This is a genomic window from Algihabitans sp. (genome assembly GCF_965226985.1).
GTDB lineage: Bacteria > Pseudomonadota > Alphaproteobacteria > Kiloniellales > DSM-21159 > Algihabitans.
Genome location: NZ_OZ245712.1, coordinates 3,279,485 through 3,305,815 on the forward strand (window position 1 = coordinate 3,279,485; position 26,331 = coordinate 3,305,815).

Genomic DNA, 26,331 nt, shown 5'->3' on the forward strand with positions numbered 1-26,331 from the left:
CGGTCTAAACCCTCTCGATGATCTTTTCGCCGAAGAGTCCCTGCGGCCGGAACAGCAGGAAGACCATGGCGAGCATGTAGGCGAACCAGTCCTGGATGGCGCCGCCGATGGCGGAGCCGATGAAATTCTCGGCGACCTGCTCGCCGGCGCCGATGATCAGACCGCCGATGATGGCGCCGGGGATCGAGGTGAAACCGCCGAGGATCAGGACCGGCAGCGCCTTCAGCGCGATCAGTGCGAGGGTGAACTGCACCCCCAGCTTGCCGCCCCACATGATGCCGGCGACCAGCGCCACGATTCCGGCGACCGACCAGACGATGGCCCAAATGGTCTTGAGCGGAATGCCGACGGAGAGCGCCGCCTGGTGATCGTCGGCCACCGCGCGCAGCGCCCGGCCCGTGCGGGTGTACTGGAAGAACACGGCCAGCACCGCGACCAGCAGCGCCGCGCAGAGCGCTGCGATCACGTCGAAGGAATTGACCAGCAGCCCTCCGTCGAAGACGCCGGGCAGCAGGAAGATCGGGTCCTTCGGGATGCCGATGTCGAGCACCTTGACGTCCGAGCCCCAGAGCGTCTGCCCGAAGCCGTCCATGAAGTAGAAGATACCGATGGTCGCCATGAAGAGGATGATATGCGGCTGGTTGACCAGCGGGCGCAGCACCACGCGCTCCACGGCAATGGCCACCAGCACCATGACGCCGGCGGTCAGCACGAAGGCGATGATCCAATGCAGGCCCATCTCCATCAGGCCGACCATAGTCAGCGCACCGAAGAGAACGAAGGAGCCCTGGGCGAAGTTGAAGATGCCCGAGGCCTTGAAGATCAACACGAAGCCGAGGGCCACGAGCGAGTACATCACGCCCTGCAGCAGGCCGTTGAGAATGACCTCGAAGTAGAAGGTCCAGGTGAAGAAGTTGATCAGTCCTGCAGCCGCCAGCCCCTGATGAAAGAAGCCTAGGGCGGCGATGATGACCGGGACGGACACGGCCCAGATGGCGATCGCTCGAAGGTTCATGCTCTGCTCTTACGTCCTCTCGGCCAGCAGCGACCGCCGGTCGCCGCGGCCTGCCCCCACCTAGTGACTGACGCCCAGGTAGGCGTCGATCACGGCCTGATTGCCGCGCACCTCATCGGGTGTTCCGTCGGCCAGTTTGCGGCCGTAATCCAGCACCACCACCCGGTCCGAGATGTCCATGACCACGCCCATGTCGTGCTCGATCAGCGCGATGGTCGTGCCGAACTCGTCGTTGACGTCGAGAATGAAGCGGCACATGTCCTCCTTCTCCTCGACGTTCATGCCGGCCATCGGCTCGTCCAGCAGCAGCAGCTCCGGCTCCATCGCCAGGGCGCGGGCCAGCTCGACGCGCTTCTGCAGGCCGTAGGGCAGACGGCCCACCGGCGTCTTGCGGATCGCCTGAATTTCCAGGAAGTCGATGATCCGCTCGCAGAAAGCGCGGTGCTCGCTCTCCTCGCGCTGGTTCGGCCCCCAGTAGAGCGCCTGCAGGAAGATGTTGGATTTCATCTTGAGCAGGCGCCCGGTCATGATGTTGTCCAGCGTCGACATGCCCTTGAAGAGCGCGATGTTCTGGAAGGTGCGGGCGATGCCGGTGCTGGCCGCCTCGTGCGGGCGCATGGCCTTGCGTTCGCGCCCTCGGTAGACGATCGAGCCTTCCTGCGGCGTGTAGAAGCCGTTGATCACGTTCAGCATGGACGACTTGCCGGCGCCGTTCGGACCGATGATCGCGCGGATCTCGCCCTTCTTGATGTCGAAGGAGATGTCGGTCAGCGCCTTCACGCCGCCGAAGCGCAGGGTGATGTTGTTGACCGTCAGCAGGGTTTCGGAGAAGACCCGCTCCGGAGCCGGAGGCAGGGTTTCCGGGGCCTGTGCAGTCGTGGCGCTTTGGGAGGCTGCGGCTTGCGAAGCGTCTGGCATGGGCAGGCGGCGTCCAGCTTGAGGGGAGAGGAGGTTCGGTGACGTCCGGGCGCTACTCGGCGGCGGCCTTCTGCGGGCTCGACGCGGCGGCGACCGGGTAGGTTTCGGCCTCCAGGACCTTGAGGTTGGCCTCGATCTTGCCCTTGCGGCCATCCTCGAAGGTCACCTCGGTTGAGGCGAAGACCTCGTCCTGGCCGCTGTAGAGCGCATCGATCAGGGCGCCGAACTTCTCGGCGATGATGCGGCGGCGCACCTTGCGGGTACGGGTCATCTCCCCGTCGTCGGGATCCAGCTCCTTATGGAGGATCAGAAACCGGCGGATCTGGGTATGGCCCAGATGGCTATCGCCGGAGAGGTCGCGGTTCACCGATTCCACATGGGCGCGGATGATGTCGCGTACCTGCGGGTGCTGCGACAGCTCGATGTAGCTGGCGTAGGCAATGTTGTTGCGTTCGGCCCAGCTTCCCAGCGCCGTCAGATCGATGTTGATGAAGGCCGTGGCGTAGTCGCGCCCATCGCCGAAGGTCACCGCCTCCTTGATGTTCGGGAAGAACTTGAGTTTGTTCTCCAGATACTTGGGCGCGAAGATCTTGCCCTCAGTCATGCGGCCCACGTCCTTGGCGCGGTCGATGATCCGCAGATGTCCGCGGTCGTCGAAGAAGCCGGCGTCTCCGGTGTGGACCCAGCCGTCGGGCGTCTTGGTCTCAGCCGTCGCCTCGGCGTTCTTGTAGTACTCCAGAAAGACGCCGGGTCCTCGGAACATCACCTCGCCGTCCTCGGCGATCTTCACGTCGACGCCCGGCGCCGGCTTGCCGACCGTGTCGGCATAGATCTCGCCGTTCGGCTGGATGGTGACGAAGACGCTGGCCTCGGTCGATCCGTAGAGCTGCTTCAGGTTCACGCCCAGCGAGCGGTAGAAGTCGAAGATGTCGGGGCCGATGGCCTCGCCGGCGGTGTAGGCCAGACGCACGCGGGTCAGACCCAGGGTGTTCTTTAGCGGCCCGTAGATCAGCAGCTCGCCGAGACCGTAGAGCAGACGGTCGCCCAGGGGCACCGGCTGCTTGTTCAGGATCTTGATGCCGGCCCGCTTCGCAACGCCCATGAAGTAGTGGAACAGCTTGCGCTTCAGGCCGCTGGCGTCCTCCATCCGGATCATCACGGTGGTCAGGATGTTCTCGAAGATGCGCGGCGGTGCGAAGAAGTAGGTCGGCCCCAGCTCGCGCAGATCGTGCATCACCGTGGCGCCGGATTCGGGGCAGGAGACGCAGAAGCCGGCGGCGTAGCTCTGCGCGTAGGAGAAGATGTGGTCGCCGACCCAGGCCATGGGCAGGTAGGCCAGCATGTCCTCCTTGTCGGTCAGCCCCTCGAACTCCGCGCCGTTGCGGGCCGATTGCAGCACGTTGTCGAAGGACAGGACCACGCCCTTCGGATTGCCCGTGGTGCCGGAGGTGTAGGCCATGATCGAGACGTCGGAGCCCTTGGACTTCCGAGCTTCCTCGACGAAGAACTGCGGATGGCGGCGGGCAAAGTCGCGTCCTTCGGCCAGCAGGGAATCGTAGTGGTGCAGGAAGTCCTGGGTGTAGTTCCGCAGGCCGCGCTCGTCGTCGTAGACGATCTGCTTGAGGGTGGCCGTGCGCTCCATCACCTCCAGCAGCTTGTCGACCTGTTCCTGATCCTCGACCAGCGCGAAGCCGACCTCGGCATGATCCAGAACGTAGGCCATCTCGGCGGCTACGGAGTCCTGGTAGAGCGGCACCGGCACCCCACCCAGGGCCTGTACGGCGCACATCGACCAATAGAGGCGCGGGCGGTTGTCGCCGACGATCGCCATGCGGTCGCCACGCCGGAAGCCGCGCTGATGCAGACCGCAGGCCAGGGCCTCGATCTCCTCGCGGGCTTCCCTCCAGGTGTTGGTCAGCCAGATGCCATAGTCTTTCTCGCGCATGGCGGGCGCGTCGGGGCGAACCTCGGCGTGATGCAGCAGCAGCTTGGGAAAGGTGTCTAGCTCAGCGCTCATCCTGGCCTCCGAGCTGGGGAGACCTGAAAGGCGCCGGTCGGACTCCAGGCGTTGGAGGGCGGAGCCTCTTGCTCCCTCATCCCCTTGCCGTCTCCCGAACTGCGCTCTTTCCGAGTCCCGCGGCTTCTTGACCCTTCGGTAGGTGCCTGAAAGCCTTGGCGACTCCCGACCCTCCGACCGCGTTGACCCGAACCTCCCGAGCTATGCGTTTTCTTTCTACTTTACGTACCGACAAGGCGGTCGTTAGCACTAAAGGCGAAAAGGTCGGATAGCGTCAAGGCCCCAAGGGTGACACCCCAATCATGACTCCTGAACCATGACGGCGATGCAAGCGACCGGCCCGAGGGTCAGCGCCGCGACCGGCGAGTTACGCGTCGCCGGAACGAAGCTCGCCATCCGCCGTCTGACGCCGACAGGCGGGTCTGCCGACGATAACGCGGATCGCCCGGCCCTCGTGTTCCTGCACGAGGCGCTGGGATCGATCGGGCAATGGCGGGACGTTCCGGACGCCCTGGTCGCCGCCACCGGCCTGCCCGCGCTAGTCTACGACCGGCAAGGTCACGGCGGGTCGGACGCGCTCACTCTGCCGCGTCCGCCGGACTATCATAGGACCGAGGCCGCCAAGGTACTGCCGGCCCTGCTCGACGCCTGCGGCATCGAGCGCGCGATCCTGATCGGCCACTCCGACGGCGGCACCATCGCCCTGCTGGCCGCCGCCCTCCTGCCCCAACGGGTCGCGGCCGTGGTCAGCGAGGCGGCTCACGTCTTCATCGAGGAGATTTCGCTCAAGGGCATCCGCGAGGCCGAGGCCGCCTGGCAACGCGGCGAACTGAGCGGCCTGGAGCGCTATCACGGCGACAAGACGGAGGACCTGGTCCGCGCCTGGGCCGACACCTGGCTCGACCCCGCCTACCGCGACTGGTCGACGGAGGCGGAGCTGGCCGACGTGACCTGCCCCGTCCTGGCCATCCAAGGCGTCGGCGACCACTACGGCAGCCCGGAGCAGGTCGCCCGGATCTGCGCCGGCGTCGCCGGCCCGGCCGACCCCCTGCTGCTGCCCGACTGCGGCCACACCCCCCACCGCGAGCAGCGCGACTGGGTGTTGAGCGCGATCCAGGACTTCCTCGCGGAGCACGCGCTGCTGGCGCGATAGCCAGCACGACGCTTCATAGCTGGCGCGACGCATCGCCGTCTGGACAGACGGGCGGGAATCCATACATTAGCGGCACGTTCGAATGAGCGGTTTCCCGCGTACATGGTCGCTACCGGTCGCGGGGCGCTCCGCACGGCACAGGCGGTTCGCCCTCCCTCACTGGCGAGGTCCGACCGCAAGCCGGCAGCGGGGCGTCCGCCATCGGCCTGTCTGCATATGCGCCCCGGGGCCTGACCGCCCCCAAGAGGCGCCGGATAAGCGATTGGGAGATCGAAAGCCGTGAAACTCGGGAAGGACAGTCTGAACACCCGCCGTCAGCTGACGGTCGGGGGCAAGAGCTACGACTACTACAGCCTGGCGGAGGCGGAAGCGCAGATCGGCGATATCGGCCGCCTGCCCTTCTCCCTGAAGGTGCTACTGGAAAACCTGCTGCGCTACGAGGACGGCCAGAGCGTCACCGTCGACGACGTCAAGGCCCTGGCCCAGTGGGTCGCCGACCGCAAGAGCGACAAGGAGATCGCCTACCGCCCGGCGCGCGTCCTGATGCAGGACTTCACCGGCGTGCCGGCTGTCGTCGACCTGGCCGCCATGCGCGAGGCCATGACCAAGCTGGGCGGCAATCCGGAGAAGATCAATCCGCTGAGCCCGGTCGATCTGGTGATCGACCATTCCGTCATGGTCGACACCTTCGGCGGCCCCGACTCCTTCGCCAAGAACGTCGACCTGGAGTTCCAGCGCAACGGCGAACGCTACGAATTCCTGCGCTGGGGCCAGGGTGCCTTCCAGAACTTCCGGGTGGTGCCGCCGGGCACCGGCATCTGCCACCAGGTCAACCTGGAGTATCTGGCCCAGGTGGTCTGGACGACCGAGGTCGACGGCAAGACCGTCGCTTACCCCGACACGCTGGTCGGCACCGACAGCCACACCACCATGGTCAACGGCCTGTCGGTCCTGGGCTGGGGCGTCGGCGGCATCGAGGCCGAGGCGGCGATGCTCGGCCAGCCGGTCTCCATGCTGATCCCCGAGGTCATCGGCATGAAGCTGACCGGAGAGTTGAAGGAAGGCACCACCGCCACCGATCTGGTGCTGACCGTGACCGAGATGCTGCGCAAGAAAGGCGTGGTCGGAAAGTTCGTCGAATTCTACGGCGACGGCCTGAAGCACCTGACCCTGGCCGACCGCGCGACCCTCGGCAACATGTCGCCGGAGTTCGGCAGCACCTGCGCGATCTTCCCGATCGACCAGGAGACGCTGCGCTATCTGGAGTTCACCGGCCGCGACCCGGAGCGGGTGGCGCTGGTCGAGGCCTACGCCAAGGCCCAGGGAATGTGGCTGGACGAAAGCCGCCCCGATCCGGTCTTCACCGACAGCTTGGAACTGAACCTCTCCAGCGTCGAGCCCTCCCTGGCCGGTCCGAAGCGTCCGCAAGACCGCGTGCCGCTCTCGACCGCCGCCAGCGCCTTCGCAAGCCACCTCGGGACGGAACTGACCGGCGATGCCGCCGCGTCCACGGATAAGGGAGTCCCAGTCGAGGGCAGCGACTACGAGTTGAACCACGGCGACGTGGTCATCGCAGCCATCACCTCCTGCACCAACACCTCCAACCCCAGCGTCATGGTCGCGGCCGGCCTGGTCGCCAAGAAGGCGCACGAGCTGGGCCTGAACGTGAAGCCCTGGGTCAAGACCTCGCTGGCGCCCGGCTCCCAGGTGGTGACCGACTACCTGGAAGCCTCGGGCCTGCAAACGCACCTCGACGCGCTGGGCTTCGACCTGGTCGGCTACGGCTGCACCACCTGCATCGGCAACTCTGGCCCGCTGCCCGATCCGATCGCCAAGGCGGTCGAGGAGGGCGACCTGCTGGTCTGCTCGGTGCTGTCGGGCAACCGCAACTTCGAGGGCCGGATCAACCCGCACTGCAAGGCCAACTACCTGGCCTCGCCGCCGCTGGTGGTCGCCTACGCTCTGGCCGGCTCGCTCAAGGTCGACCTCTTCAACGACCCCCTCGGCGAGGGCAAGGACGGCAAGCCGGTCTATTTGAAGGACGTCTGGCCAACCAACCACGAGATCCAGGAACTGCTGCTCTCCAGCCTGACGCCGGAGATGTTCCGGGGGCGTTACGCCGACGTCTTCAAGGGGCCGGAGGAGTGGCAGCAGATCAAGACGACCGAGGGCGACACCTTCTCCTGGAGCTTGGGATCGACCTACGTGGCCTACCCGCCCTTCTTCGACGATGTCACGCCCGAGCCGTCGCCCATCGAAGATGTTTCGGGCGCCCGCGTGCTGGCCGTGCTGGGCGACTCGGTGACCACGGACCACATCTCGCCGGCCGGTGCGATCAAGCGCGAGAGCCCGGCGGGCACCCACCTGCTGGAGCATCAGGTGGCGCAGCGGGACTTCAACTCCTACGGCGCGCGCCGGGGCAATCACCGCATCATGATGCGGGGCACCTTCGCCAATATCCGCATCCGCAACGAGATGGTGCCGGGCGTCGAGGGCGGCTTCACCAGGTATCTGCCCGGCGGCGAGACCATGGCGATCTACGACGCCGCCATGAAGTACCAGGACGAGGGCGTGCCGCTGGTGGTGATCGCCGGCAAGGAGTACGGCACCGGCTCCTCGCGTGACTGGGCGGCCAAGGGCACCCGCCTGCTGGGTGTGAAGGCGGTGATCGCCGAATCCTTCGAGCGCATCCACCGCTCGAACCTGGTCGGCATGGGCGTGCTGCCCCTGCAGTTCCAGGACGGCGCCACCCGCCAGTCGCTGAAGCTGACGGGGGAAGAGACCTTCGACCTGCAGGGCCTGGCGGAAAATCTAGCTCCGCGCGTCGAGGTGCCCTGCACCATCCATCGCCCGAACGGCAGCAGCGAGGAGATCACCCTGCTCTGCCGGATCGATACCGCCGACGAGCTGGCCTACTACCGCAACGGCGGCATCCTGCACTACGTGCTGCGCAACCTCATGGCCGAGGATCGCGTCGCGGCGGAGTAGTCGGTCGGAACCTCCGGGGCGCGGCGGCGGTCGCCGCGCCCCGGTCATGTTTGGGAAAGGGGGGCTCAGCCCCCCTTTCTTTTTTGAGACCTCAGGCGGCGTCCTGTGAGAAGTCCCGGCGGCCGAAACGTTCGGACAGCGTTTCGATGCGCCGAAGGTAGGCGTCGAGCTGGGCCATGGTCTTCGACTTGTCGGCACTGTCGTCGCGCAACCAGATCCGCAGAGTCGCCAGATAGATCCCCACAAGGCCCTGCACACGAAGCAGGCCGCGCCAGCCTTCGGTCGACACGCTGGCCGCCTCCAGCATCCAGCCCATGGAGCGGGAGAGCTGCGGCAGGCCACCCAGCGCCGAGACCGGATCGGACCAGAGGTCGGCGAGGATGTTGCCGACGGCCTCGCGGTAGGGCTCCAACTCGTCGAAGCGGCGCATCATCACGTCGAACAGACGGTCGCGCGCCGGACTGTCCTCCAGCCCCTCCAGATCCTCGGCCAGCACCAGTCCGTCGATGCGGCGGGAGAAGGCGGCCAGGATCGCGCCCTTAGTCGGGAAGACCGCGTAAATTTCCGAGAGTTTCAGCCCGGCCTCCTCCGCGATCTCCGCCAGGGCGATGTCGGCCCAGCTGCGCGTCGCCGCCAGAGCGAGTGCCGCATCCAGCGTGTCCCCAGCGATGTCGCGTGGCGGCGCAGCCTTCACTGGGGCGCGCTTCTTGGCGGTGCCCTTGGCGGTGGAGGTCTTCGCTCCACGCGCCTTGCCGCTGCTCTTTCCGGCGCTGGATTTTGCGGTTTTCTTGGCTTCAGCCATGACCTTGCCTCACAGACTCTGTCGCTTCATCGGTAGGACCGCTGGAAACTTAGGGCGGAAGGTCAGGCGCTCCCACCCCTCTTGATGCCCCCCACCAAGCCGCCGGTCAGCGTCGCCAGGTCGGTGGGCGTCAAAGCGAAGACCGCGTTTGGGGTGCCGGCAGCCGCCCAGATCTCATCGAGCTGCAAGAGCTCTTCGTCGATCACGGTGACCGGCGGCACCTCGTGGCCGACCGGCGGAACACCGCCGATGGCATAGCCCGTCATCGCCCGCACGAAGGCGGCATCGGCCTTTTCCAAGGCCTCGCCGACCAGCGCCGCCACCTTGCCTTCCGCAACCCGGTTGGCGCCGCTCGCTACGACCAGAACCGGACGGCCGCTGGTCGCGCCCCTGAAGATCAGCGACTTGGCGATCTGGGCGACAGCGCAGCCGATGGCCGCCGCAGCCTCCTCCGCCGTGCGGGTGGAGTCAGGAAATTCCCGAACCTCCGCCTCCAGGCCGGCGGCGGAGAGGGCGGCCTGAACGCGCGCGGCGGCGGCTTTCAGGGTCATGGTCCGGCGACTACTCCGCCAACTCACGGCTGCGCCGGGCGGCGGCCGCGATAGCCTTGGTCATCAGGGGCTGCAGCCCGTCCTCCGCCATCAGCACCTTCAGCGCCTCCAGGGTGGTACCGCCGGGACTGGTGACGTTCTCCCGCAGCGTCGCCGGCGGCAGGTCGGAGCGATGGACCAGTTCCCCCGAGCCGGCAACCGTGACCCGCGCCAGACGCTCCGCCAGCTCGGCGGGCAGCCCCGAAGCGATTCCCGCCTTGGCGAGCGCTTCGATCAGCAGAAAGACGTAGGCGGGCCCGCCGCCGGACAGGGCGGTGACGGGGTCCATCAGGGCCTCGTCCTCGATCCAGGCGGTCTCCCCAGCCGCCGCCATCAACTCGGCACAGAGTGCGCGCTGCCGCGCGTCGACCCGCGCGTTGGCGTAAAGCACGGACATGCCCCGGCCGACGGCGGCGGGCGTGTTCGGCATGGCGCGCACCACCGCCGCCTCCGGCGTCAGCAGGGCGGTCAAGCTATCCACCGTCTTGCCGGCGGCGATGGAGAGGAAAACGGTCTCCGGCCCAACCAGCCGGGCGAGCGGCGGCAAAGCCCCGTCCATCATCTGCGGCTTCACGGCCAGCAACACGACCTTCGGCCGAAGGTCGCCCGGCACCTGCTCGACGGCGCCGACATGGACCACACCGCGCGCCGTGAAATCGGCGACGGCCGCGGCCTGGGGCTCGATCACCGTGACCTGCGCAGCGGGCAGGTTCCGGTCGAGCCAGCCGGCCAGCAAGGCACCGCCCATCTTGCCGCAGCCAAGCAGCAAGAGCGGTCCTTCGAGGGACATCGCGAACACTCCAGATACGAAAACCGGGCCAGGTACAAAAACCAGGCTAGACAGGCGAACAGACTAAGGCCCTGGCCGACCGTTCGACAGGGTCAAGCCTCGCCGACGGTCTCCATCATGGCGGCGGCCATAGCCTCTTCGACCTTCTGGCCGCCCCAGATCACCAGCTGCAGGGCCGGGAACAAGCGCTCGCATTCGCCGACGGCGGTGTCCATCATGTCCTCAAGTTGCTCGACGGAAACCCCCGAAACCCCGCGCAGCGGAATCGTGTGGCGGAACAGCAGCAGGCCCTCTTCCCCGGTGAAGTCGAAATGCCCCAGCCAGAGCCGCTCGTTCGCAGCGGCCAGCAGTTCCAGCACGGCGGCACGGCGGGTGTCCTGCACCTTCACGTCCAGTTGGCAGGAAAAGTACATGGCGCCGCTGTCCGGCTGCCAAATCACGCAGAGATGATAGTCAGTCCACTGTCCCTGAACCTGAACGATCATCTCCTGATCGCTGGACCGGTCGTGCGCCCAGTCGTTGGCGTTGACCAGTTCTTCCAGCAGATCGAGGGGATTGTTGGTGACGAAGGCTTCCTGTGCCGTGAGGTCCATGGCGAAGCGATCTCCCAAGTTGCCGCACCGCCGACGCTCGCCGACGGTAGCAGGGCGCGACGACTTACCTAGATCTCGTGGTAACAACGAGATATCCGGTAAGTATTCCGTGGCACCTACCACATTTAGGCTGCCAAACGCCTCTCGCGTCGCGCAAGAGAGCCGCAAACGAAAAGTATCCACAGGCTAAAAGTTTCACAGGACCGCAACCTCGCGGGGGAAATGGCGCGGGGGCGACACTTAGGTCCGCTTTCGTGGCGGAAGGTCCCGGCCAAGTCACCCGGCCGAAGCGCCCAATCCAACCTCTCGACAGAACGTCGGGTTCAGTCTACCTATGCGCTGCGTTTCGCGGTGATCGCTCCGCTTAGCGCCTGCGCCCGTAGCTCAGCTGGATAGAGCGCTTCCCTCCGGAGGAAGAGGTCGGGAGTTCGAATCTTCCCGGGCGCGCCACTTATTCCCATCGGTCACTGATCCTATCGACTGTCGGCTTGGTTCGGTCCTACCCGGACACGCGCGCTGGCTGTCGGCGCGTTGCCCCTTCAGCACCCGGATCGAAGCCAGAACCGCTCTTCACGGACCGGTGCAGCAGGGCTATGTACGTCCCGGACGCTCTCGCCACCCCTTATCCGCAAGTCTTTGTCCGATCCTAATTGCCGCGATCGGAGCAACAGACCGCCCGAGGCCAGCGGCCACTAGAGGATCTCGCCTGGCATCGGATCACAGTCGATGGGCAAACCGTCGCCGGATACGACTGGGTTAGCGACGGAGACATCGTTTTCCTGCAGCATGGCTTCTCAACTTATCGGAGGATCGCATGTCACATCCCGAAGTCACCATGGCGACTGAGACCATTCACAATCCTGCCGAACCAAGACATTTCATGCGCGCCAAGCCGGTCTCCCGGATCGTCAGGGTTCGCCGCGGCGGCGCGCTGATCGCAGAAAGCAGCAATGCCTTGCGGATCACGGAGATGGCCAAGGACATGCTGGATCCAGTTCTCTATCTCCCGAAAGAAGACGTCATCGCACCGCTGTCGCCAATCGAGGGCAAGTCAAGCCATTGCCCGCTCAAGGGCGACGCCAGCTATTTCTCCGTAGACGCGACCGGCGCGCCGATTGCCTGGACCTATCAGGCGGCGTTCGACTTCGCCAAAGTCATCAATGGACGCGTTGCGTTCTACCCGGATGAAGTGTCGATCGAGGAAGTCGGCTCTGCCGCTTGAGGCAAGCGGGACAGCGGGGTCTCGGAGCCATCCTTTCCAATGGAGTGCCGCTACGCGCCGAACGCAAATCTCATCGGTCAGTACCGAGGTTTGGGCCGCTTCGACCTGCTAGACGAGCCATTCGAATAGGTACCCCGCCGCGAGGGACCCCAGAATGGCGAGAGCCAAGTAAAGCAGGAAGGGTTTCAGCTTGAGAAGCGGGGCGATGGCCAGCGCGCCCCAGATGCTGACGACACCGCCGGAGACCAGGAAGGCCATCGCCGCGCCCTGCGACATTCCCTTGTCGATCAGGCCCCTGGTCAGCGGTAGGGCCGCGTAGCCGTCGATATAGGCGGGGGCGCCGACGAAGACCGCCCCAGGTATCGCCCACCACTGATCGGCCCCGACGTAAGCCGCGAGCGACCCGGGCGTGAGCGCCGCGTTCAGGGCGTATTCGGCGGCAAAGGCGGGGATCAGGCAGAGCAGGATCAACCTGGCGGTGGCCCCGGACTGCCTGACAAAGGACCGCCGACCGTCCGCCGTCTTCCAGACCCAGGGATGGAAAGGCCGATCCTCTGCGCAGCGGAGTGCACTCAGTTGACAGGCCAAGCCCCGGTCGCGCAGTGGAGCACGCGCCCAGGGCCGCGCGGCAACCAGGGCCGTCGCCCCGCCGCCGAAAACCCCGATGCCGACCGCCGCGGCGGTTTTGCCGCCGGCAAAGGCCAGGCCGAGCGTCGCCGCCGTCGTCGCCAGCATGGCGGGATCGGTGATCGGCGAAGACAGCCAGAACGCCATGATCGGCGCGAGCGGCACGCCCGCAGCCAGCAGCCCGGCCATCAGCGGCAGGACGGTGACGCCGCAAACCGGCGTGACGGCGCCGATCAGGGACGCCGCCAGCACCGCTCTCAGGGTTCGCCCCTCGAAAGCCCGGGCGATATGGGCGTCCGCGCGGCTTGCGATGATCCAGGCGGCCAGCAGAATGCCCGGAACGACGATGGGCGCGACGACGACCAGACCGGAGAGAACGAAAACCGCCGCCTCGACCGCATGACCCGGCCAGACGGCCGCCATCAGACCAAGCAGGACCAGACCCGATCCCCAAAGGATCGCGGTTCCGCGCGGGCGCTTTCGGGCAGCTGCAACATCGATCATGGGCGCCTCCTCCACCCTTGCAGCCTAGCCGGGACGAAGACATATATGAAACGAATGGTTTAAATTTCTGATATCGGATTTTCGAATGGAAAGTCTGGACAGCGAGCTGTTGCGAACCTTCCTGTCCGTTGCGGAAGCGGGCAGCGTCACGACCGGGGCGACCCTGATCCATAGATCCCAGTCGGCGACGTCTCTGCAGATCAAACGACTGGAAGCCGTCCTCGGACAGGCGGTCTTCAAGCGGCACGGGCGCGGCGTGGCCCTAACCGAGACGGGTCGGCGGTTGCTGCCGATCGCACAGGAGGTCACCGCCCGCTTGGACGCGGCGCTTCATGACCTCTTGCGAGAGGCTGTCAGCGGGAGGTTGCGGCTCGGAATACCCGACGATCATGGTCGTGCGAGGCTTTCCCGGATCGTCGCCGCCTTCGTACGCCTGCACCCGCAGGTCGAGCTGGATGTGACCTGCGCTCTGAGCACCGGATTCCCCGCCGCCTTGGAACGGGGCGAGCTGGACTTGGCGGTCTACGAGGTCGAACACCCCACCTCCGACGAGGAAGTCCTGTTCGAGGATCCAACCTGCTGGGTGTCGTCGAACCTCCGGGATTTTGCGGCGGTCGGCTCCACACCGGTCGCCCTGTTCGATCATGCCTGCTGGTGGCGTGACGCGGCCCTGACATCCTTGGACGCGCGGGGCGAGCCCTACCGGATCGTCTATTCCAGTCAAAGCGTGTCGGGCGTGATCGCCGCAGTCGAAGCCGGCATCGCCATCGGGCTGATCGGGCGTTCGTCCCTCGAACCCGGCCTGTCGGTTGTCGGGACGCAGCTCGGACTCGCCCCCACAGCGACGTCGAAACTGGTTCTGGCTCAAAAAGCCGTTAGCAGCAGCGCCCCCATGACTGCGATGAAAGCGGCGATACGGTCTGCCTTTCAGACGACGGCGAGCCTCACAGAAGCTCGGAACGACACGGCAAACGTTTAGCGAGAACTTCGCCACCGATCGTCATGGAAGGTTTGACCGCCGCGCCGGTCTCCATCAAATCGCCCGAAAGTCCAGAGAGTTTGGACTTTCGTAATCCAACCCGGCCATAGTCTCGACTTCGGGATGTGGGGCTTGGCCTGACAAAGAGAATCGTGTGCCTGCCGGCGAAAGACCGCCGCACGGCGCGGTTCGACTGGGAAAGACCGGATGAAACAGCTGTTGGCCGAAGCGGCACCGCTGATGGATCAGGCGGTGGAGCGTTGGCGCAGAGCGAGTCTGCTCGGGAAATTGGGTCAGGGCGTCATCCTACTGGCGCTGAGCGTCCTGCTGTTCGTCGTTCTCTACCGGATCAAATGCGCCCTCGGCATCGACGTCTTCGCCGACGGAGGTGTGCACGACGTGATCCGAGCGATCAAAGGTCAGGCCAAGCTACTGCTGCCTAGCTAAACCGAACGACGACAGCCGCCCCACGGGCGCTTCACAAAAGCGGACTTCCCTGTGCCAGAATGGATTTGTGCGCAGGAGTCGGGGCGATGCGGTCCAGTAGGCAACGCCACGGCCTCGGCGCAGCAAACGAGACTGCGCCCAGCTTGGCTTCAAACGTGACCGATCACTGCGATCAGCCGCTTACCGCGAACCGCCTGACCCAGGAGGTGACGCGCGGCGTCGCCCGGCTGTTCGACGCCATGGGCTTCGCCAGCCTGCCAGAGGTGCCGCTGGCCAACGGGCGCCGTCTGGACCTGCTGGCACTCGGCGAAGGCGGCGCGCTCTGGGCCGTCGAGATCAAAACCAGCATCGCCGACTTTCGCGGTGACCGAAAGTGGCCGGACTACCTGGAGTTCTGCGAACGCCTCTACTTCGCCGTACCGCTGGATTTTCCCCAGGACATCCTGCCGATGGAGCAAGGCCTGATCGTCGCCGACGCCTATGACGCCCGCATCCTGCGGAACCCCGGCGACCGTAAGCTGCCGGCTGCGCGGCGCAAGGCACTGACCCTGCGTTTCGCCCGCCTCGCGGCAAAGCGTCTGCTCTACGGCCAGCCGGGCTACGGTCAGGCAGGCTGACGCAGGTCTCCGGTTTCGACCTGCCCCGTCCGGGACGAGAAAGCCGCGCGGGCGATCGTCACACACGGAGTTGCCGTCGCACGAAGCGATATTGGGATGTCAAGACGGCTTGGCGTACGACGTGGCCTAACCCAAGAGCCGATGGGTCGTCCCAAAAGAAAGCGCCGGCGAAACACGGGACACCGAGTCAGACTGGTCTCTCGGCGCGAAAACTAAAGGAGTTTGTCCAGTGTGATCGGCAGATCGCGAACGCGCTTGCCGGTCGCGTCGTACACCGCGTTGGCGACCGCCGCTGCGAGACCGGTCATGGAGATTTCGCCGATTCCACGGGCGCTCGACGGGGCTTCAGGGTCCGGAATGCCGGTCCAGGCGACGTCGATCTCGGGCACGTCGAGATGGGTCGGCATGTAGTAAGCCGCAAGGCTGGGGTTTGCGATCCGCCCGCTGCGTTCGTCGAAGTGGGTGTCCTCCATGAGTGCCATACCAAGTGCCATCACGACGCCGCTTCGGAACTGACTGGCGGCGAGCGTCGGATTGAGGATCCTGCCGCAATCGTACACGCCCGTAATGCGCGGAACGCGCAGTTCACCCGTGACCGCATTGACGCGCACCTCGGCGAAGACGGCACCGGTTGAGTGCATCGACCAGTCTCTCGCTTCCGACGGCGGCGGCGCGGTCGCTTCGGCCGAAACCTCGCGTCTCCCCGCCCCAGCCAGCAAATCGGCCAAAGTCATCCTCACAGCGGGATCGCTGGTTAGGACGAGCGCGCCGTCGCGGATCGTCATCGCCTCGGCTGGGCGCCCGTGCAAGGCCATGCCCGCAGGCACGAGAGCAGCGAGTTCGGCAACCAATGCGTCGCGCACAGCTGTCAGCGCTGCACCGATGGCAGCCATCTGCTGCGATCCGGCGGCGATCATGCTGCCGGGTAGCCGGTTGTCGCCGTATCGGATCTCGACGTCCTCGTAAGGAAGGCCCAGCCGATCCGCCGCGACCGCCGCCGTCGCGGTGCTCGTACCCATGCCCATGTCGTGCGCCGCGAGCTCAACCAGCGCCCGACCATCCTGACCGAGCCTGATCCGCGCGGCTCCGCCAGGAAAGCGCTTGTAGGGATAGTAGGCGGTCGCCATGCCGGTGCCGACCAGCCACTCGCCCTCGCGCCAGCCCAGCCGCTCGCCCGCGCGCGACTGCCAGCCGAAGCGGCGCGCCCCCTCCCGCAAGGCCTCGACCAATGCGCGCTGCGAGAAGGCCTTGCCTGTCGTCGGATCGACTTCGGGCTCGTTTCGGATGCGGAGCTCGACGGGGTCCATCGCCAACCGCTCAGCCAGGGCGTCGAGCGCGACCTCCAACGGGAAGGTTCCGACCGCTGCACCGGGTGCGCGCATGAAGGTATTGGCCAGCATGTCCCGAACACCCGCGCGGATCTCGAGACGCATGGTGTCCGTGCGATAAAGGTGCTCAGCAGCCTCCATGAACGGCTCGGTCATGGCGTTCTGCGCGATCTTCATGGTGGTGCCGCTATGGATCAGCGCCGTCAGCCCTCCGTCCAGTCGGGCAGCGAGGGCGACGCGTTGACGGGTCGGTGCGCGCCCGCCACAGATGCGGTAGACGCCCTCGCGCGTCAGGGCCATCCGGACCGGCCTGTTTGCGAGGCGCGCGGCAGCCGCGGCGAGGATATGGTACTGCCAGAGCGTCTTGCCGCCGAAGCCGCCTCCGACGAACTCGGCCGTCAGGTGGACTTGGGAGGGGTCGAGCCCGAAGACCTTCGCGATGGTGATCGCCGAGAGATCGACGCCCTGGGTGCAGTCGTGCATCCGCAGGATACCATCCTGCCACGCGACGGTGACGGCGTGCGGCTCGATCTGATTGTGGGTCTGCTGTGGCGTAGTGAAGTCGAGATCGACCGACACCTCCGCCTCGGCCAACACCGCCTCGGCGTCGCCGTCGCGGTACTGCAGTTCGCGGCCCGCATAGAATGCGATCGGTGCCTGCGCGGCCGCGTCGTCGAAGCGAGTGACCGCCTTCGCCTCTTCGTAGTCGACGCGGACGAGGCGCGCGGCATGGTCGGCCTCCTCCTGCGTGGTGGCCAAGATGACGGCGACCGGCTGACCGTTCCAGTGAACCGAGGCGTCCTGCATCACCGGGATGGCACTGCCGGCCATGCCGGTCGGCGAGGCATAGAAAGGTTCGGGCGGGGCCAGGCGCGGCGCGTTTTCCTGCGTCATGACGAAGACGACACCGGCCGCAGCGCGCGCGGTCTCGGTTTCGATTCGGCGAATCATTCCACGGGCGACGGTGGAATAGACGAGTGCGCCATAGACCATGCCCGGAAAGCGCTGCTCCGCGGCGAAGCGGGCCGCACCTTGTACCTTCAGGGGACCGTCCCGCCTAGGATAGGCCGTCCCGAGAGCGCGTCCTGCCGGCGCGTTCGGGAGAAACTCGGTAAGGCCGGGCTTTGGGAGGAAAAGACATGCAGCCGTCGCCGCCGAGCCAACGAGGGCGCTACGGCGGGATACGTGAGGGCCCCGGCCATGAAAGATGCGGTGGTCTTTGCCAGGCATGGTCATCGCCCAGCCCCGGCGAGGTCGGATAGCACCGCGACGATCGTTCGGCGTGCAAGCTCCGGCTTGAAGGCGTTGCCGGAACGCGTCCTCGCCTCCGAAAGCGCGAGGTCGGCAGCCGCGACGAAAGCGCTCTGCTCCGGGACCGCGCCAATCAGCGCCGCCTCGGCCTCGCGGGCGCGCCACGGCTTTGGCGCCACACCGCCAAGCGCGATACGCAGATTGGCGATGCGTCCTTCAGCCACCTCGAGCAGGGCCGCCACCGAGACCAGTGCGAAAGCGTAGCTCGCCCGGTCGCGTACCTTGCGGTAGGCAGACCGTATATTGCCGGTCTGCGATGGCAGCTCGACGGCAGTGATCAACTCGCCGGGCTGCAGAACCGTCTCGAGATGCGGCCTGTCGCCGGGAAGGCGGTGAAGGTCGACCAGGGGCAAGCGTCGTCGTCCATTTTCCCCGACGAGATGCACCACCGCATCGAACGCCGCAAGTGCCACGCACATATCGGACGGATGGGTCGCGATGCAGGCCGACGAGACGCCGAGAATCCCGTGGCCGCGATTGAACCCCTCCAATGCATCGCAACCTTGCCCGGGCTGACGCTTGTTGCAACGCGCGCCCTCGACATCGAGGAAGTAGGTGCAGCGCGTCCGCTGTAGGATGTTGCCGCCCACGGTCGCCATGTTGCGGATCTGGGTTGAAGCACCGGACAGGATCGCGCGCGCAAGAGCCGGGTAGCGGGAGCGGATAGCGGCATGCTCCGCCACCGCCGTGTTGCTGGCTGCGGCGCCTATCAGAAGGCCACCGTCCTCGGTCGGCTCGATACGGCGAGAAAGACCGGTCACGTCCACCAGCTTGTCTGCAGTCTCGACACCCTCGCGCATCAGATCGACGAAGTTCGTACCCGCGCCCAGATATCTGGCGCCAGCATCTCTCGCTCGGGTAACTGCATCCTGTTCGGAACTCGCCCTCGTATAGTCGAAGGGTGTCATCAGCTGTGCTCCGAGAGATAGGAGACGATTGCGTCGATCATTCCGTTGTGTGCACCGCACCGGCAGAGATTGCCGCTCATCCGTTCGCGGATCTCTTCGCGGCTGGGTGTGGCTGGACCATCCAGGTCCGACGTCACACTGCTGGGGGCATCACGCGAAAACTCGTTGCCGAGAGCCACGGCACTCATGATCTGACCAGGCGTGCAGTAGCCGCACTGCAGTCCATCATGCTGAACGAAGAGAGCCTGCAATGGGTGCAGATCCTCGCCGTTGGCAAGCCCCTCGATCGTCGTCACCGAACGCCCGTCGTATTGCGCGGCGAGAGCGAGACAGGCGAGGATACGCTCCCCATCGACCAACACGGTGCAAGCCCCGCAAGCACCTTGATTGCAACCTTTTTTCGTGCCGACCAGATCGAACCGTTCGCGCAAGAGATCGAGCAGCGAGACTCGCTTGTCTGCCGGCGGATCGTACGGTTGTCCGTTGATCGTAATGGTCATGCCGAACGCCCCCTCCAACCAGTTGGCCGCTCAAAGACGTCTGTGCTGTCTTCGACATCGACCTGCGCCATCGAACCCAGGTCGGAAAGGAGAGACGGTTCCAAGTGCCCCATTCGGAGCGCTTGCCTGTCGTTGCGCTTGATACGGACTGGTCGACGGCGGCAAAGGGGAGAAGTCATCTGACATGGCCGGCCGCAGCCGTCCTGACCCGCGCCGCGACTGTCGTTGCGGAAGTGCACGGAATCGCCATGAGCAGACTGCGCGAGGCTGACGAGGTCGAGCCAGTGCGACGGCAGTTCCTCCAGGAACGCCGATCTCACGAAACCTGTTGCATCGGTTGCGAGCAATCTCATTGATCGTCCTGCCTCATTACCAATGCAGGCAGCTTGGTTCAGATCCTCATCCCATTAAAGTTGAGTTGTTATACGGGTATAGGTATTACCAGGATCGTCTGGCAGAAGCGCATTGACGGCGCCAGCGACCATGTCTGGCTGCACTCTGCGACTCGAAGTTGCCTGCGGCCCAACGGCCTCCTCTGATCTGCGCTTGCGACAAAGATGCAAAGCGCAACCCCGACCATTGCACTACGCCCGTGACGACGCCCGACGGCCCTGCCCTCTCTGTTTCGGATCTTGGCAGAGCCGTCTCATTTTCTTCGCGTCGACCTCTTCAGCCGGCGTGTAGGTTAGAAGCTTCAGGTCAGGACGGCCATCGACCGCGAAGGAAGAGAATTCGAACGCGATCTGCCCTGCCGCCGGATGCCGAATCCGTTTGACGCCTTCTCCCGTCGATCGCACATCTTTATCGGCCCACATCGCGGCGAATTCGGTGCTCTTACCGGAGAGCTCAGCCAGCAGTTCCATAGCCCGGTCATTCTCCCCGGCGCGCGCAGTCTCCGCACGGAATGTCGCTACTAGGAAACGGGCGACACTATCCCACTCCAACTGGGCGGCGCGTGTCTCAGGGTCCAGAAACATTCTCCGAAGGATATTGCGTTCATCTCGCGAAAGTGTGGTGTAGTCGGTCAGCGCGAGACGGGCTGCATCGTTCCAGGCGACGATGTCCCATTGCGGCGTCACGATGATTGCGGGAATGAGCGGCAGCGCATCGAGAAATCTTTGGAGCCTCGGCGTAACGCCCTCTTGCGAAGACGATGAGGCCTTGGGCGGCCGTCCGATGCCGACCAGGAAAAGATGCTCTCGTTCGGCCTCCGTGAGCATCAGCGCATCGGCAAGTCTTTCGAGAACCTGTGGCGAGGGCGCACCGCCACGGCCCTGCTCGAGCCAAGTATACCAGGTCGTACTGATGTTCGCCCTTTGAGCGACTTCCTCGCGTCTGAGCCCAGGAGTGCGTCGCCTGCCCGAAAATCCGAAGGCTGCCGGATCAAGCCGCTTTCGGCGGTCTCTCAGAAAAGTACCGAGGCGGTTTTCCTGGTCCACGGACCCTCACTCCTATCCGATTATCATACCACTATAAAATGATATCTATAACAGGATAAAATACCGGTGGTCCTCCACCTGTGATGCGAAGGCTTATCCATGAAGCTATTCGCGCGCGGGCTGACCTCGCACAGCGTCAGACCACTGTGCGGCGCCTGCTTCATGGCGAAGCTCGGCACGGTGAGCTGGGCTGGCTACGGTCAGAAAGAGCTAGCGCAAGCCTTCGATTCTCACTCGGCCTTTCCAGGGCAGGAAGGCAGGTACCCGGCGGCGATAGGCGCGGTAGGTCTCGCCGTAGAGGCGGACCAGCTTGCGTTCCTCGAACCAGGTGCCGATCACGAAGTAGGCCGAGGCCCAGACGGCGGTGGCCAGGGCGAGCGGGCCGTCGACAACCCCCCAGAGCAGCAGAAAGGCGGCGCTGTAGAGAGGGTGGCGGACGTAGCGGTGCAGACCCGTGACGACCAGCGGCTCAGGCACTTCCGCAGCGCCAGGGACGCTACGGTTTCGCAGATACCAGAGCCCGCCGAAGCGGCCGAGATCGTAGTCCCGCAGTGCGAGTCCGCCGATCAGCAGGCCAGCCGCAACAGCCGCCCACTGTAGCCAGATCAGCCCGTCTGCACGCTCGAACGGCAAACTGCCGGCCGCAAGCCAATGTCCGAACAGCAAGACCGCGCCGAGATGGAGGACGGCGATAAGGTTGTAGCCGAGCCGCGCGGCGGGCCCGAGCAGCCGTCCGAGCCAGGCAACCCCGGCGCCATGGGCGAGCAGACTGTGCAAGAGTCCGAAGCTGATCCAGGCCAGGGCAAAGAGCAGATGCGCGGTCGCGCTCAGCGCCCGCTCTCCCCGCCGGGCTCGCCGCGATCCAGCTTTTCGAGCGTTCGGGTGGTGGAGTGGCCGTCCTTCAGTTCGGCCAACAGGACCTTGCCGCCCCGCGCCTTGACCAGATCGGCCCCGACCACCTGGGCCTCGCTGTAGTCGGCGCCCTTGACCAGCAGGTCCGGCCCGACCGCGCCGATCAGGTCGTAGGGCGTGTCCTCGCCGAAGATCACCACCTGGTCGACGTCGGCCAGGGAGGCCAGCACGGCGGCCCGCGCGGCCTCCGCCTGCACCGGCCGCCCGGCGCCTTTCAAGCGCCGCACCGAGGCGTCGCTGTTGAGACCGACGATCAGGCGGTCGCAGGCGGCGCGCGCCTGGCGGAGCAGGTGCAGGTGACCGGGATGCAGAATATCGAAGCAGCCGTTCGTGAAGCCGACCGTCAGCCCCTGAGCCTGCCAGGTTCCGGCCTGCGCGGCGGCGGCGGAGCGGTCGGCGATCTTGGCCTCCGCCCCCAGCAGGCGCGCCTTCTGGCCGGCGCGCAGCAACTCGTCGGGAAAGGCCACGGCTGTCCCGCGCTTGGCGACGACGATCCCGGCGGCGATGTTGGCGAGCCCGGCCGCCGCCTTCGGCGCCAGACCGGCCGCCAAACCGGCCCCGAAGGCGGCGACCACCGTGTCGCCGGCGCCGGAGACATCGAAGACCTCCTGCGCCTCGGCCGGAAGATGCACGACCTCGGCGACCGATCCGGAACCGTCGCCGACGACCAGGGTCATACCCTGCTCGCTGCGGGTGGCCAGTACGGCCCCGACCTCGGCCTCCGCGATCACCCGTGTGGCGGCGGCAACCACCTCCGCATCGCTGGCCGTCGGCAGACCCGAAGCCTCGGCCAGTTCCCGGCGGTTCGGCGTCACGAAGTCGGCGCCGGCATAGCGGCGGTAGTCGCGGCCCTTCGGATCGATGACGACCGGCAGACCCGCAGCTCGAGCGGCTGCGATCAACCGCCCGACGACGGCGCTCTCCAGGACTCCCTTGCCATAGTCGGACAGCAGCAGGGCCTTGGCCTGTTCCAGCCGGTCCAACGCGGAGCTTTCAAGGGTCTCCAGGGTCTCGTCGCGCGGCCTGCCGCCGGCGTCCCAGTCGGCCCGCAGCAGCTGCTGCCCGCCGGCGAGCATGCGCTGCTTGACTGTCGTGGCGACCGTTCTGTCCTTGATGAGATGACCGCCGCCGTCCAAAGCCTCGCCGACCAGATGCTGGACCTCACGGCCGGGCGCGTCGTCGCCGATCACCCCGCAAAACAGCGGCGCAGCGCCCAGCGCCGCCAGATTGCGCAGAACGTTGCCGGCGCCGCCGAGCGCCGTGTCCTCCCTGAGAACGCGTAAGACGGGGATAGGCGCCTCCGGGGAGATCCGCTCGACGGTCCCCGTGAGATAGCGGTCGAGCATGACATCGCCGACCGCCAGCACCTTGACGCCGGCAATGGCTTGCAGCTCTGCGGCCAGATCGGTCATGGCGGAGAGAAGAATCCCGAAAAAAGGACAGGTACTCCGGCCGCTTGGCTAAGGCAAAGCCGCCCTGCTGGCAAGCCAATCCGCGAGAGTGCCGTGCCGGACCGGGCGGCGGGGCCGGTATCGGGACACCGCGTCAGGCCTGCAGAAAGCGGCGCTCGCTGCCCTCCAGAACCAGGGCCGTGAGCCGGCCCCCGTAAACCGCGCCGGTATCGACGCAGATCCGGTTGGCTCGCTCGACCGGCGCCGTGTCCGGCGTATGGCCATGGACAATCACCTTGCCGAAATCGGCCTTCGACTGCAGGAAGGGATAACGGATCCAGATCAAGTCTTCGGGGCTCTGAGCCTCCAACGCCACGCCAGGCCGGACGCCGGCATGGGCGAAGAAATAGTCGCCCTCTGCGTAGCTGAGGGCGAGCCCCTCCAGGAAGGTTCTATGCGCCTCCGGCAGCGCCGCGAGAAAGCGGCGGTGGAGGTCGTAGAGAGTCTCCTCGTCGGTCGGATCGTCTTCCTCGCAAGCGACGCCGTAGCTGTTGAGAGTGGCGATCCCGCCGTTGACGAGCCACCGCGCGCCGTCCGCCGGCGCCAGCAGGAAGTCGAGCAGCAGGGCCTCGTGATTGCCCTTCAGGCGAACCGTTTCGAACCCCTCCGGCGGCCCGGCTAGCAGATGCGCGACCACAGCCGCCGAGTCCTCGCCGCGATCGACGTAGTCGCCGAGATAGAGCAGTAGACGCCGTCCGGAACTGCCCGACGCCGCATCGGCGAGGATCAGGGCTTCCAAGGCACGTAGCTGTCCGATCTGACCGTGGATATCGCCGATCGCGTAGAGGCGCGTCCCCTCCGGAAGACCCGCCGGCGGACGTTGTTGGCGTCCCTCGCCTCTGCTCCAGAGTCTGGCAATGGACATGACCGGCCCTTCGACTACACCGCCTCTGAAGATGGGGCGCGCGGGCCATACGAAAAAGGGTAGATCTGAAAGTGAGGCCGGCTGGGGCAGAAACCGCTATTGCGCGGCAGCCGTTTCCCAGTGCTGGCGCCCACCCTTGTTGTCGAGGTAGCTGACCAGAGCGGCCACGACGCCGCGATCGTAGCGGCGGCCCATGTCCGAGAGCAGCTGGGCCATGGCTTCGTCGACCGGCAGCCCGGCACGATGAGCCCGTGCGCTGACCATCGCGACGAAGGCGTTGGCCACCGTCAGGATTCGGGCGGTCGGCAGAATCTCGTCTCCGGCCAGGCCTTTCTCGCCTTTGCCGTCCACACGCTCCTGAACCTGCTGCAAGGTTTCCACCACGGGGCCGTCGAAGGCGACACTCGACAACAACTCCGCGCTGGAGTTCATGCAAGCTCGGATCTGGGCGCGCTCAGCCTCGCTCAACGCGCCCTCGCGGGTCAGAAGCTCTTCGGGCACCAAAATCTTGCCGATATTCATCAGAAGGCCGGCGACCCGCGCAGTCTCGACCTCCGCTTCCTCCAGGTCCATCTCGCGCGCCAAACGTTGGCTCAGTTCACCGACGAGATGAGAGTGATCCGCCGCATAGGGGTCGCGGCGGTCGACCACGCCGACCAAGGTCGCGATCAGCGCGTCCAGCGTCGATTCGCGTCGGGCGCGTTCGCGCAGCTCCGCCGTGACGTCCCGCTCCACGACCAGAACGCCACGCGGCAGGTCGACGCTCGACGGCACCGGCACATGGTCGGCCAGGTAGATCCGCCGCCCGCCGTCCACGGACGAGTCGCCCTCGATCCGCCAGACATCGCTGACCGGCTGGCCGTCCTCGAGCGCCCGCTCCGACAGCGCCAGGGTACGCGCGGCAGCGGCCGACCCCGCCACGGACGAAAGGGACTTTCCAATCATCTCGCCGGGCGCCATCTCGGCGCGCTTGGCCGCCTGAGCATTGGCGAAACGGACCTGCCCGTCGTCCAGGATCATGATCGCCGTTGGCTGGTTGTCCGTCACCACCTGCAACAGATGCTTCTGGCGTGTCAGTTCCGCCGCCGCGGCGGCGTAGAGCCGGGCGGACTCGCTGGCGCGACGCGAGGCACCGTGGCGCCAGACGACAAGAATGGTGGCGGCAGCGAAACCGAGACCAAGCAGCAGCACCAGCAGCAAACGGTTGGCCCGGGCGTCGATGTCGGCCAACGCCACCGCACTGTCGACCTTCGCCACCAGAAGCCAGTCGGTCCCGGCAACCAGGCGGCCGGTAGCCAGAACCGCTTGACCGGCGTAGTCCTCGCTTTCCAGGAAGGCGCCCGGCTGGCTCAAGGCATCGGCGGAGGCCAGCCCGACGGTCGCGCGGTCGAGCCGGCGGCCGAGAGCGGCCGTGCCGTCCGCCAACGGCGAGAGGTATTCGATCGAGGCTCCCTTCGGGCGGACCAGCAGAATTTCGAGCCCAGCAACCCGAAGACCAGGCTGGCGCAACCGCTCGAACAGAGCCGGCGCGGCAGGTCGGCGAGCAACGATCTGGCCGACCGGACCGTCGGCGATCCCGGACTGCAAGGCCGAAACCGGCGCCGTCAGGGTCAGCAGCATGCCGACATCGGAATCGGCCTGGAGGTCCAGCAACGGCGTCTCGGACGCTGCCTCGACCTGTGGCACCGCGAAGCGCGACGTCGCGACCAGCGGGCGGCCTCGCGTATCGAGAACGGCAAGCCCGACTGGGCTGGGCAGCTCGACGTTGGCGCGCAGATCCTCAACCAGGGTCGAACTGTCGAAGCCGCCACGCTGGGCAGTCAGCGTCAGCAGGCTCTCCAGGTACTGAAGCTGACCGTCGACGTCCGTGACCTCGGTAATCTCGCCCTCGACCAGGGTAAGCTCCGTGAGCAGAAGCTGAATGCTGGCGTTCCCCGCCAGGGAGGCGATATCGCGTCTTTGACCGGCGACCCACTGCGCGACATCCGCTGCGCGGCTATCGGCGATCAGCCCGAGGCGATCCTGCCAACCGCGCAGGTCGCGAGCCCGCTCCGCCTCGACGAAACTCATGATCGCGGCCACGCCAACAGCACCCGCCAACAGAAGACCGCCGGCCAGGGCAGGCAGCCCCCAGCCTTGCCACCAGGCAGCTTGGTTTGTCACCGAACCGGCATCCGGCTCGAGGCGAGGATCGATCGTAGTGTCGACGGCGTTTTTCACTTTGCCAGACGTGTCGCGATGCTGAAATGTTGAGCGAGCGTAACGATCAGATTGACGAAACCGACAAGTCGATCGACGGCACACACGTCTGCCGCCACCTCACGTTATGCCGCTCCTACTTAAGGGAGTATTAAG

22 protein-coding genes and 1 tRNA gene are annotated in these 26,331 nt (G+C 66.0%); 7 read left to right on the forward strand and 16 right to left on the reverse strand.

Annotation, left to right across the window (positions count from 1 at the left end):
• Positions 1–4 precede the first annotated feature (4 nt).
• From ACO054_RS14975 to ACO054_RS14985, 3 genes are read right to left on the reverse strand one after another with little or no spacing between them, the layout of a single operon-like run.
• Positions 5–1,015 (reverse strand): branched-chain amino acid ABC transporter permease, encoded by a 1,011-nt coding sequence (locus ACO054_RS14975; protein ID WP_421707391.1) that lies wholly within the window; start codon positions 1,013–1,015, stop codon positions 5–7.
• A gap of 60 nt (positions 1,016–1,075) precedes the next feature.
• Positions 1,076–1,933, reverse strand: a complete 858-nt coding sequence (locus tag ACO054_RS14980; RefSeq protein ID WP_421707392.1) for an ABC transporter ATP-binding protein — start codon at positions 1,931–1,933, stop codon at positions 1,076–1,078.
• Positions 1,934–1,985: 52 nt separating this feature from the next.
• Positions 1,986–3,950 (reverse strand): AMP-dependent synthetase/ligase, encoded by a 1,965-nt coding sequence (locus ACO054_RS14985; protein WP_421707393.1) that lies wholly within the window; start codon positions 3,948–3,950, stop codon positions 1,986–1,988.
• A gap of 316 nt (positions 3,951–4,266) precedes the next feature.
• On the opposite strand from ACO054_RS14985, the gene ACO054_RS14990 reads away from it, so the two are divergent.
• Both ACO054_RS14990 and acnA read left to right on the forward strand, forming a co-directional pair.
• Positions 4,267–5,103 carry an alpha/beta fold hydrolase gene (locus ACO054_RS14990; RefSeq protein WP_421707394.1) on the forward strand — a complete coding sequence of 279 codons (837 nt, stop codon included), beginning with the start codon at positions 4,267–4,269 and terminating at the stop codon, positions 5,101–5,103.
• Between the two features lie 279 nt (positions 5,104–5,382).
• Positions 5,383–8,091 carry an aconitate hydratase AcnA gene (gene acnA, locus ACO054_RS14995; protein WP_421707395.1) on the forward strand — a complete coding sequence of 903 codons (2,709 nt, stop codon included), beginning with the start codon at positions 5,383–5,385 and terminating at the stop codon, positions 8,089–8,091.
• 91 nt (positions 8,092–8,182) lie between these two features.
• Here the strand turns inward: acnA and ACO054_RS15000 are convergent, their stop codons facing one another.
• From ACO054_RS15000 to ACO054_RS15015, 4 genes are all read right to left on the reverse strand, one after another.
• The gene (locus ACO054_RS15000; protein WP_421707396.1) at positions 8,183–8,893 is read right to left on the reverse strand and encodes a TetR family transcriptional regulator; all 711 of its coding nucleotides are present in this window, start codon (positions 8,891–8,893) and stop codon (positions 8,183–8,185) included.
• 62 nt (positions 8,894–8,955) lie between these two features.
• Positions 8,956–9,444 (reverse strand): YbaK/EbsC family protein, encoded by a 489-nt coding sequence (locus tag ACO054_RS15005; protein ID WP_421707397.1) that lies wholly within the window; start codon positions 9,442–9,444, stop codon positions 8,956–8,958.
• 10 nt (positions 9,445–9,454) lie between these two features.
• A complete protein-coding gene (proC, locus tag ACO054_RS15010) occupies positions 9,455–10,273 on the reverse strand; it encodes a pyrroline-5-carboxylate reductase (RefSeq protein WP_421707398.1) in 819 nt (272 codons plus the stop codon).
• Between the two features lie 92 nt (positions 10,274–10,365).
• Positions 10,366–10,866 (reverse strand): YbjN domain-containing protein, encoded by a 501-nt coding sequence (locus ACO054_RS15015; RefSeq protein ID WP_421707399.1) that lies wholly within the window; start codon positions 10,864–10,866, stop codon positions 10,366–10,368.
• Between the two features lie 373 nt (positions 10,867–11,239).
• On the opposite strand from ACO054_RS15015, the gene ACO054_RS15020 reads away from it, so the two are divergent.
• Positions 11,240–11,316: transfer RNA gene (locus ACO054_RS15020), tRNA-Arg, on the forward strand.
• A 364-nt stretch (positions 11,317–11,680) separates the two neighbouring features.
• Positions 11,681–12,088, forward strand: a complete 408-nt coding sequence (locus tag ACO054_RS15025; protein WP_421707400.1) for a DUF427 domain-containing protein — start codon at positions 11,681–11,683, stop codon at positions 12,086–12,088.
• A 108-nt stretch (positions 12,089–12,196) separates the two neighbouring features.
• On the opposite strand, the gene ACO054_RS15030 is transcribed toward ACO054_RS15025, so the two are convergent.
• Entirely contained in the window at positions 12,197–13,219 is a 1,023-nt protein-coding gene (locus ACO054_RS15030) for a permease (protein ID WP_421707401.1), read from the reverse strand.
• Positions 13,220–13,304: 85 nt separating this feature from the next.
• On the opposite strand from ACO054_RS15030, the gene ACO054_RS15035 reads away from it, so the two are divergent.
• The 3 genes from ACO054_RS15035 (at position 13,305) to ACO054_RS15045 (ending at position 15,262) form a co-directional block, all read left to right on the forward strand.
• A complete protein-coding gene (locus ACO054_RS15035) occupies positions 13,305–14,198 on the forward strand; it encodes a LysR family transcriptional regulator (protein WP_421707402.1) in 894 nt (297 codons plus the stop codon).
• Positions 14,199–14,405: 207 nt separating this feature from the next.
• Positions 14,406–14,645, forward strand: a complete 240-nt coding sequence (locus ACO054_RS15040; RefSeq protein WP_421707403.1) for a hypothetical protein — start codon at positions 14,406–14,408, stop codon at positions 14,643–14,645.
• Positions 14,646–14,731: 86 nt separating this feature from the next.
• Complete coding sequence (locus ACO054_RS15045; RefSeq protein WP_421707404.1) at positions 14,732–15,262, forward strand: MmcB family DNA repair protein; 531 nt, start codon at positions 14,732–14,734, stop codon at positions 15,260–15,262.
• Positions 15,263–15,474: 212 nt separating this feature from the next.
• Here ACO054_RS15045 and ACO054_RS15050 read toward each other — a convergent pair whose 3' ends face one another.
• From ACO054_RS15050 to ACO054_RS15085, 8 genes are all read right to left on the reverse strand, one after another.
• The gene (locus ACO054_RS15050) at positions 15,475–17,820 is read right to left on the reverse strand and encodes a xanthine dehydrogenase family protein molybdopterin-binding subunit (protein WP_421707405.1); all 2,346 of its coding nucleotides are present in this window, start codon (positions 17,818–17,820) and stop codon (positions 15,475–15,477) included.
• Positions 17,821–17,822: 2 nt separating this feature from the next.
• Positions 17,823–18,809: an FAD binding domain-containing protein gene (locus ACO054_RS15055; RefSeq protein WP_421707406.1), complete on the reverse strand. Its 987-nt coding sequence runs from the start codon at positions 18,807–18,809 to the stop codon at positions 17,823–17,825.
• Positions 18,809–19,309, reverse strand: coding sequence for a (2Fe-2S)-binding protein (locus ACO054_RS15060; protein WP_421707407.1), 501 nt, complete (start codon positions 19,307–19,309; stop codon positions 18,809–18,811). Before ACO054_RS15060 ends, ACO054_RS15055 begins: the two co-directional genes overlap by 1 nt.
• A 584-nt stretch (positions 19,310–19,893) precedes the next feature.
• A complete protein-coding gene (locus ACO054_RS15065; protein WP_421707408.1) occupies positions 19,894–20,748 on the reverse strand; it encodes a helix-turn-helix transcriptional regulator in 855 nt (284 codons plus the stop codon).
• Between the two features lie 210 nt (positions 20,749–20,958).
• On the reverse strand, positions 20,959–21,525 hold the full coding sequence (locus ACO054_RS15070; RefSeq protein ID WP_421707409.1) for a methyltransferase family protein: 567 nt from the start codon (positions 21,523–21,525) through the stop codon (positions 20,959–20,961).
• Between the two features lie 50 nt (positions 21,526–21,575).
• The gene (gene rfaE2 / locus ACO054_RS15075) at positions 21,576–23,072 is read right to left on the reverse strand and encodes a D-glycero-beta-D-manno-heptose 1-phosphate adenylyltransferase (protein ID WP_421707410.1); all 1,497 of its coding nucleotides are present in this window, start codon (positions 23,070–23,072) and stop codon (positions 21,576–21,578) included.
• Positions 23,073–23,205: 133 nt separating this feature from the next.
• A complete protein-coding gene (locus tag ACO054_RS15080) occupies positions 23,206–23,976 on the reverse strand; it encodes a metallophosphoesterase family protein (RefSeq protein WP_421707411.1) in 771 nt (256 codons plus the stop codon).
• A gap of 96 nt (positions 23,977–24,072) precedes the next feature.
• Positions 24,073–26,139, reverse strand: coding sequence for an HD domain-containing phosphohydrolase (locus tag ACO054_RS15085; protein WP_421707413.1), 2,067 nt, complete (start codon positions 26,137–26,139; stop codon positions 24,073–24,075).
• Positions 26,140–26,331 lie beyond the last annotated feature (192 nt).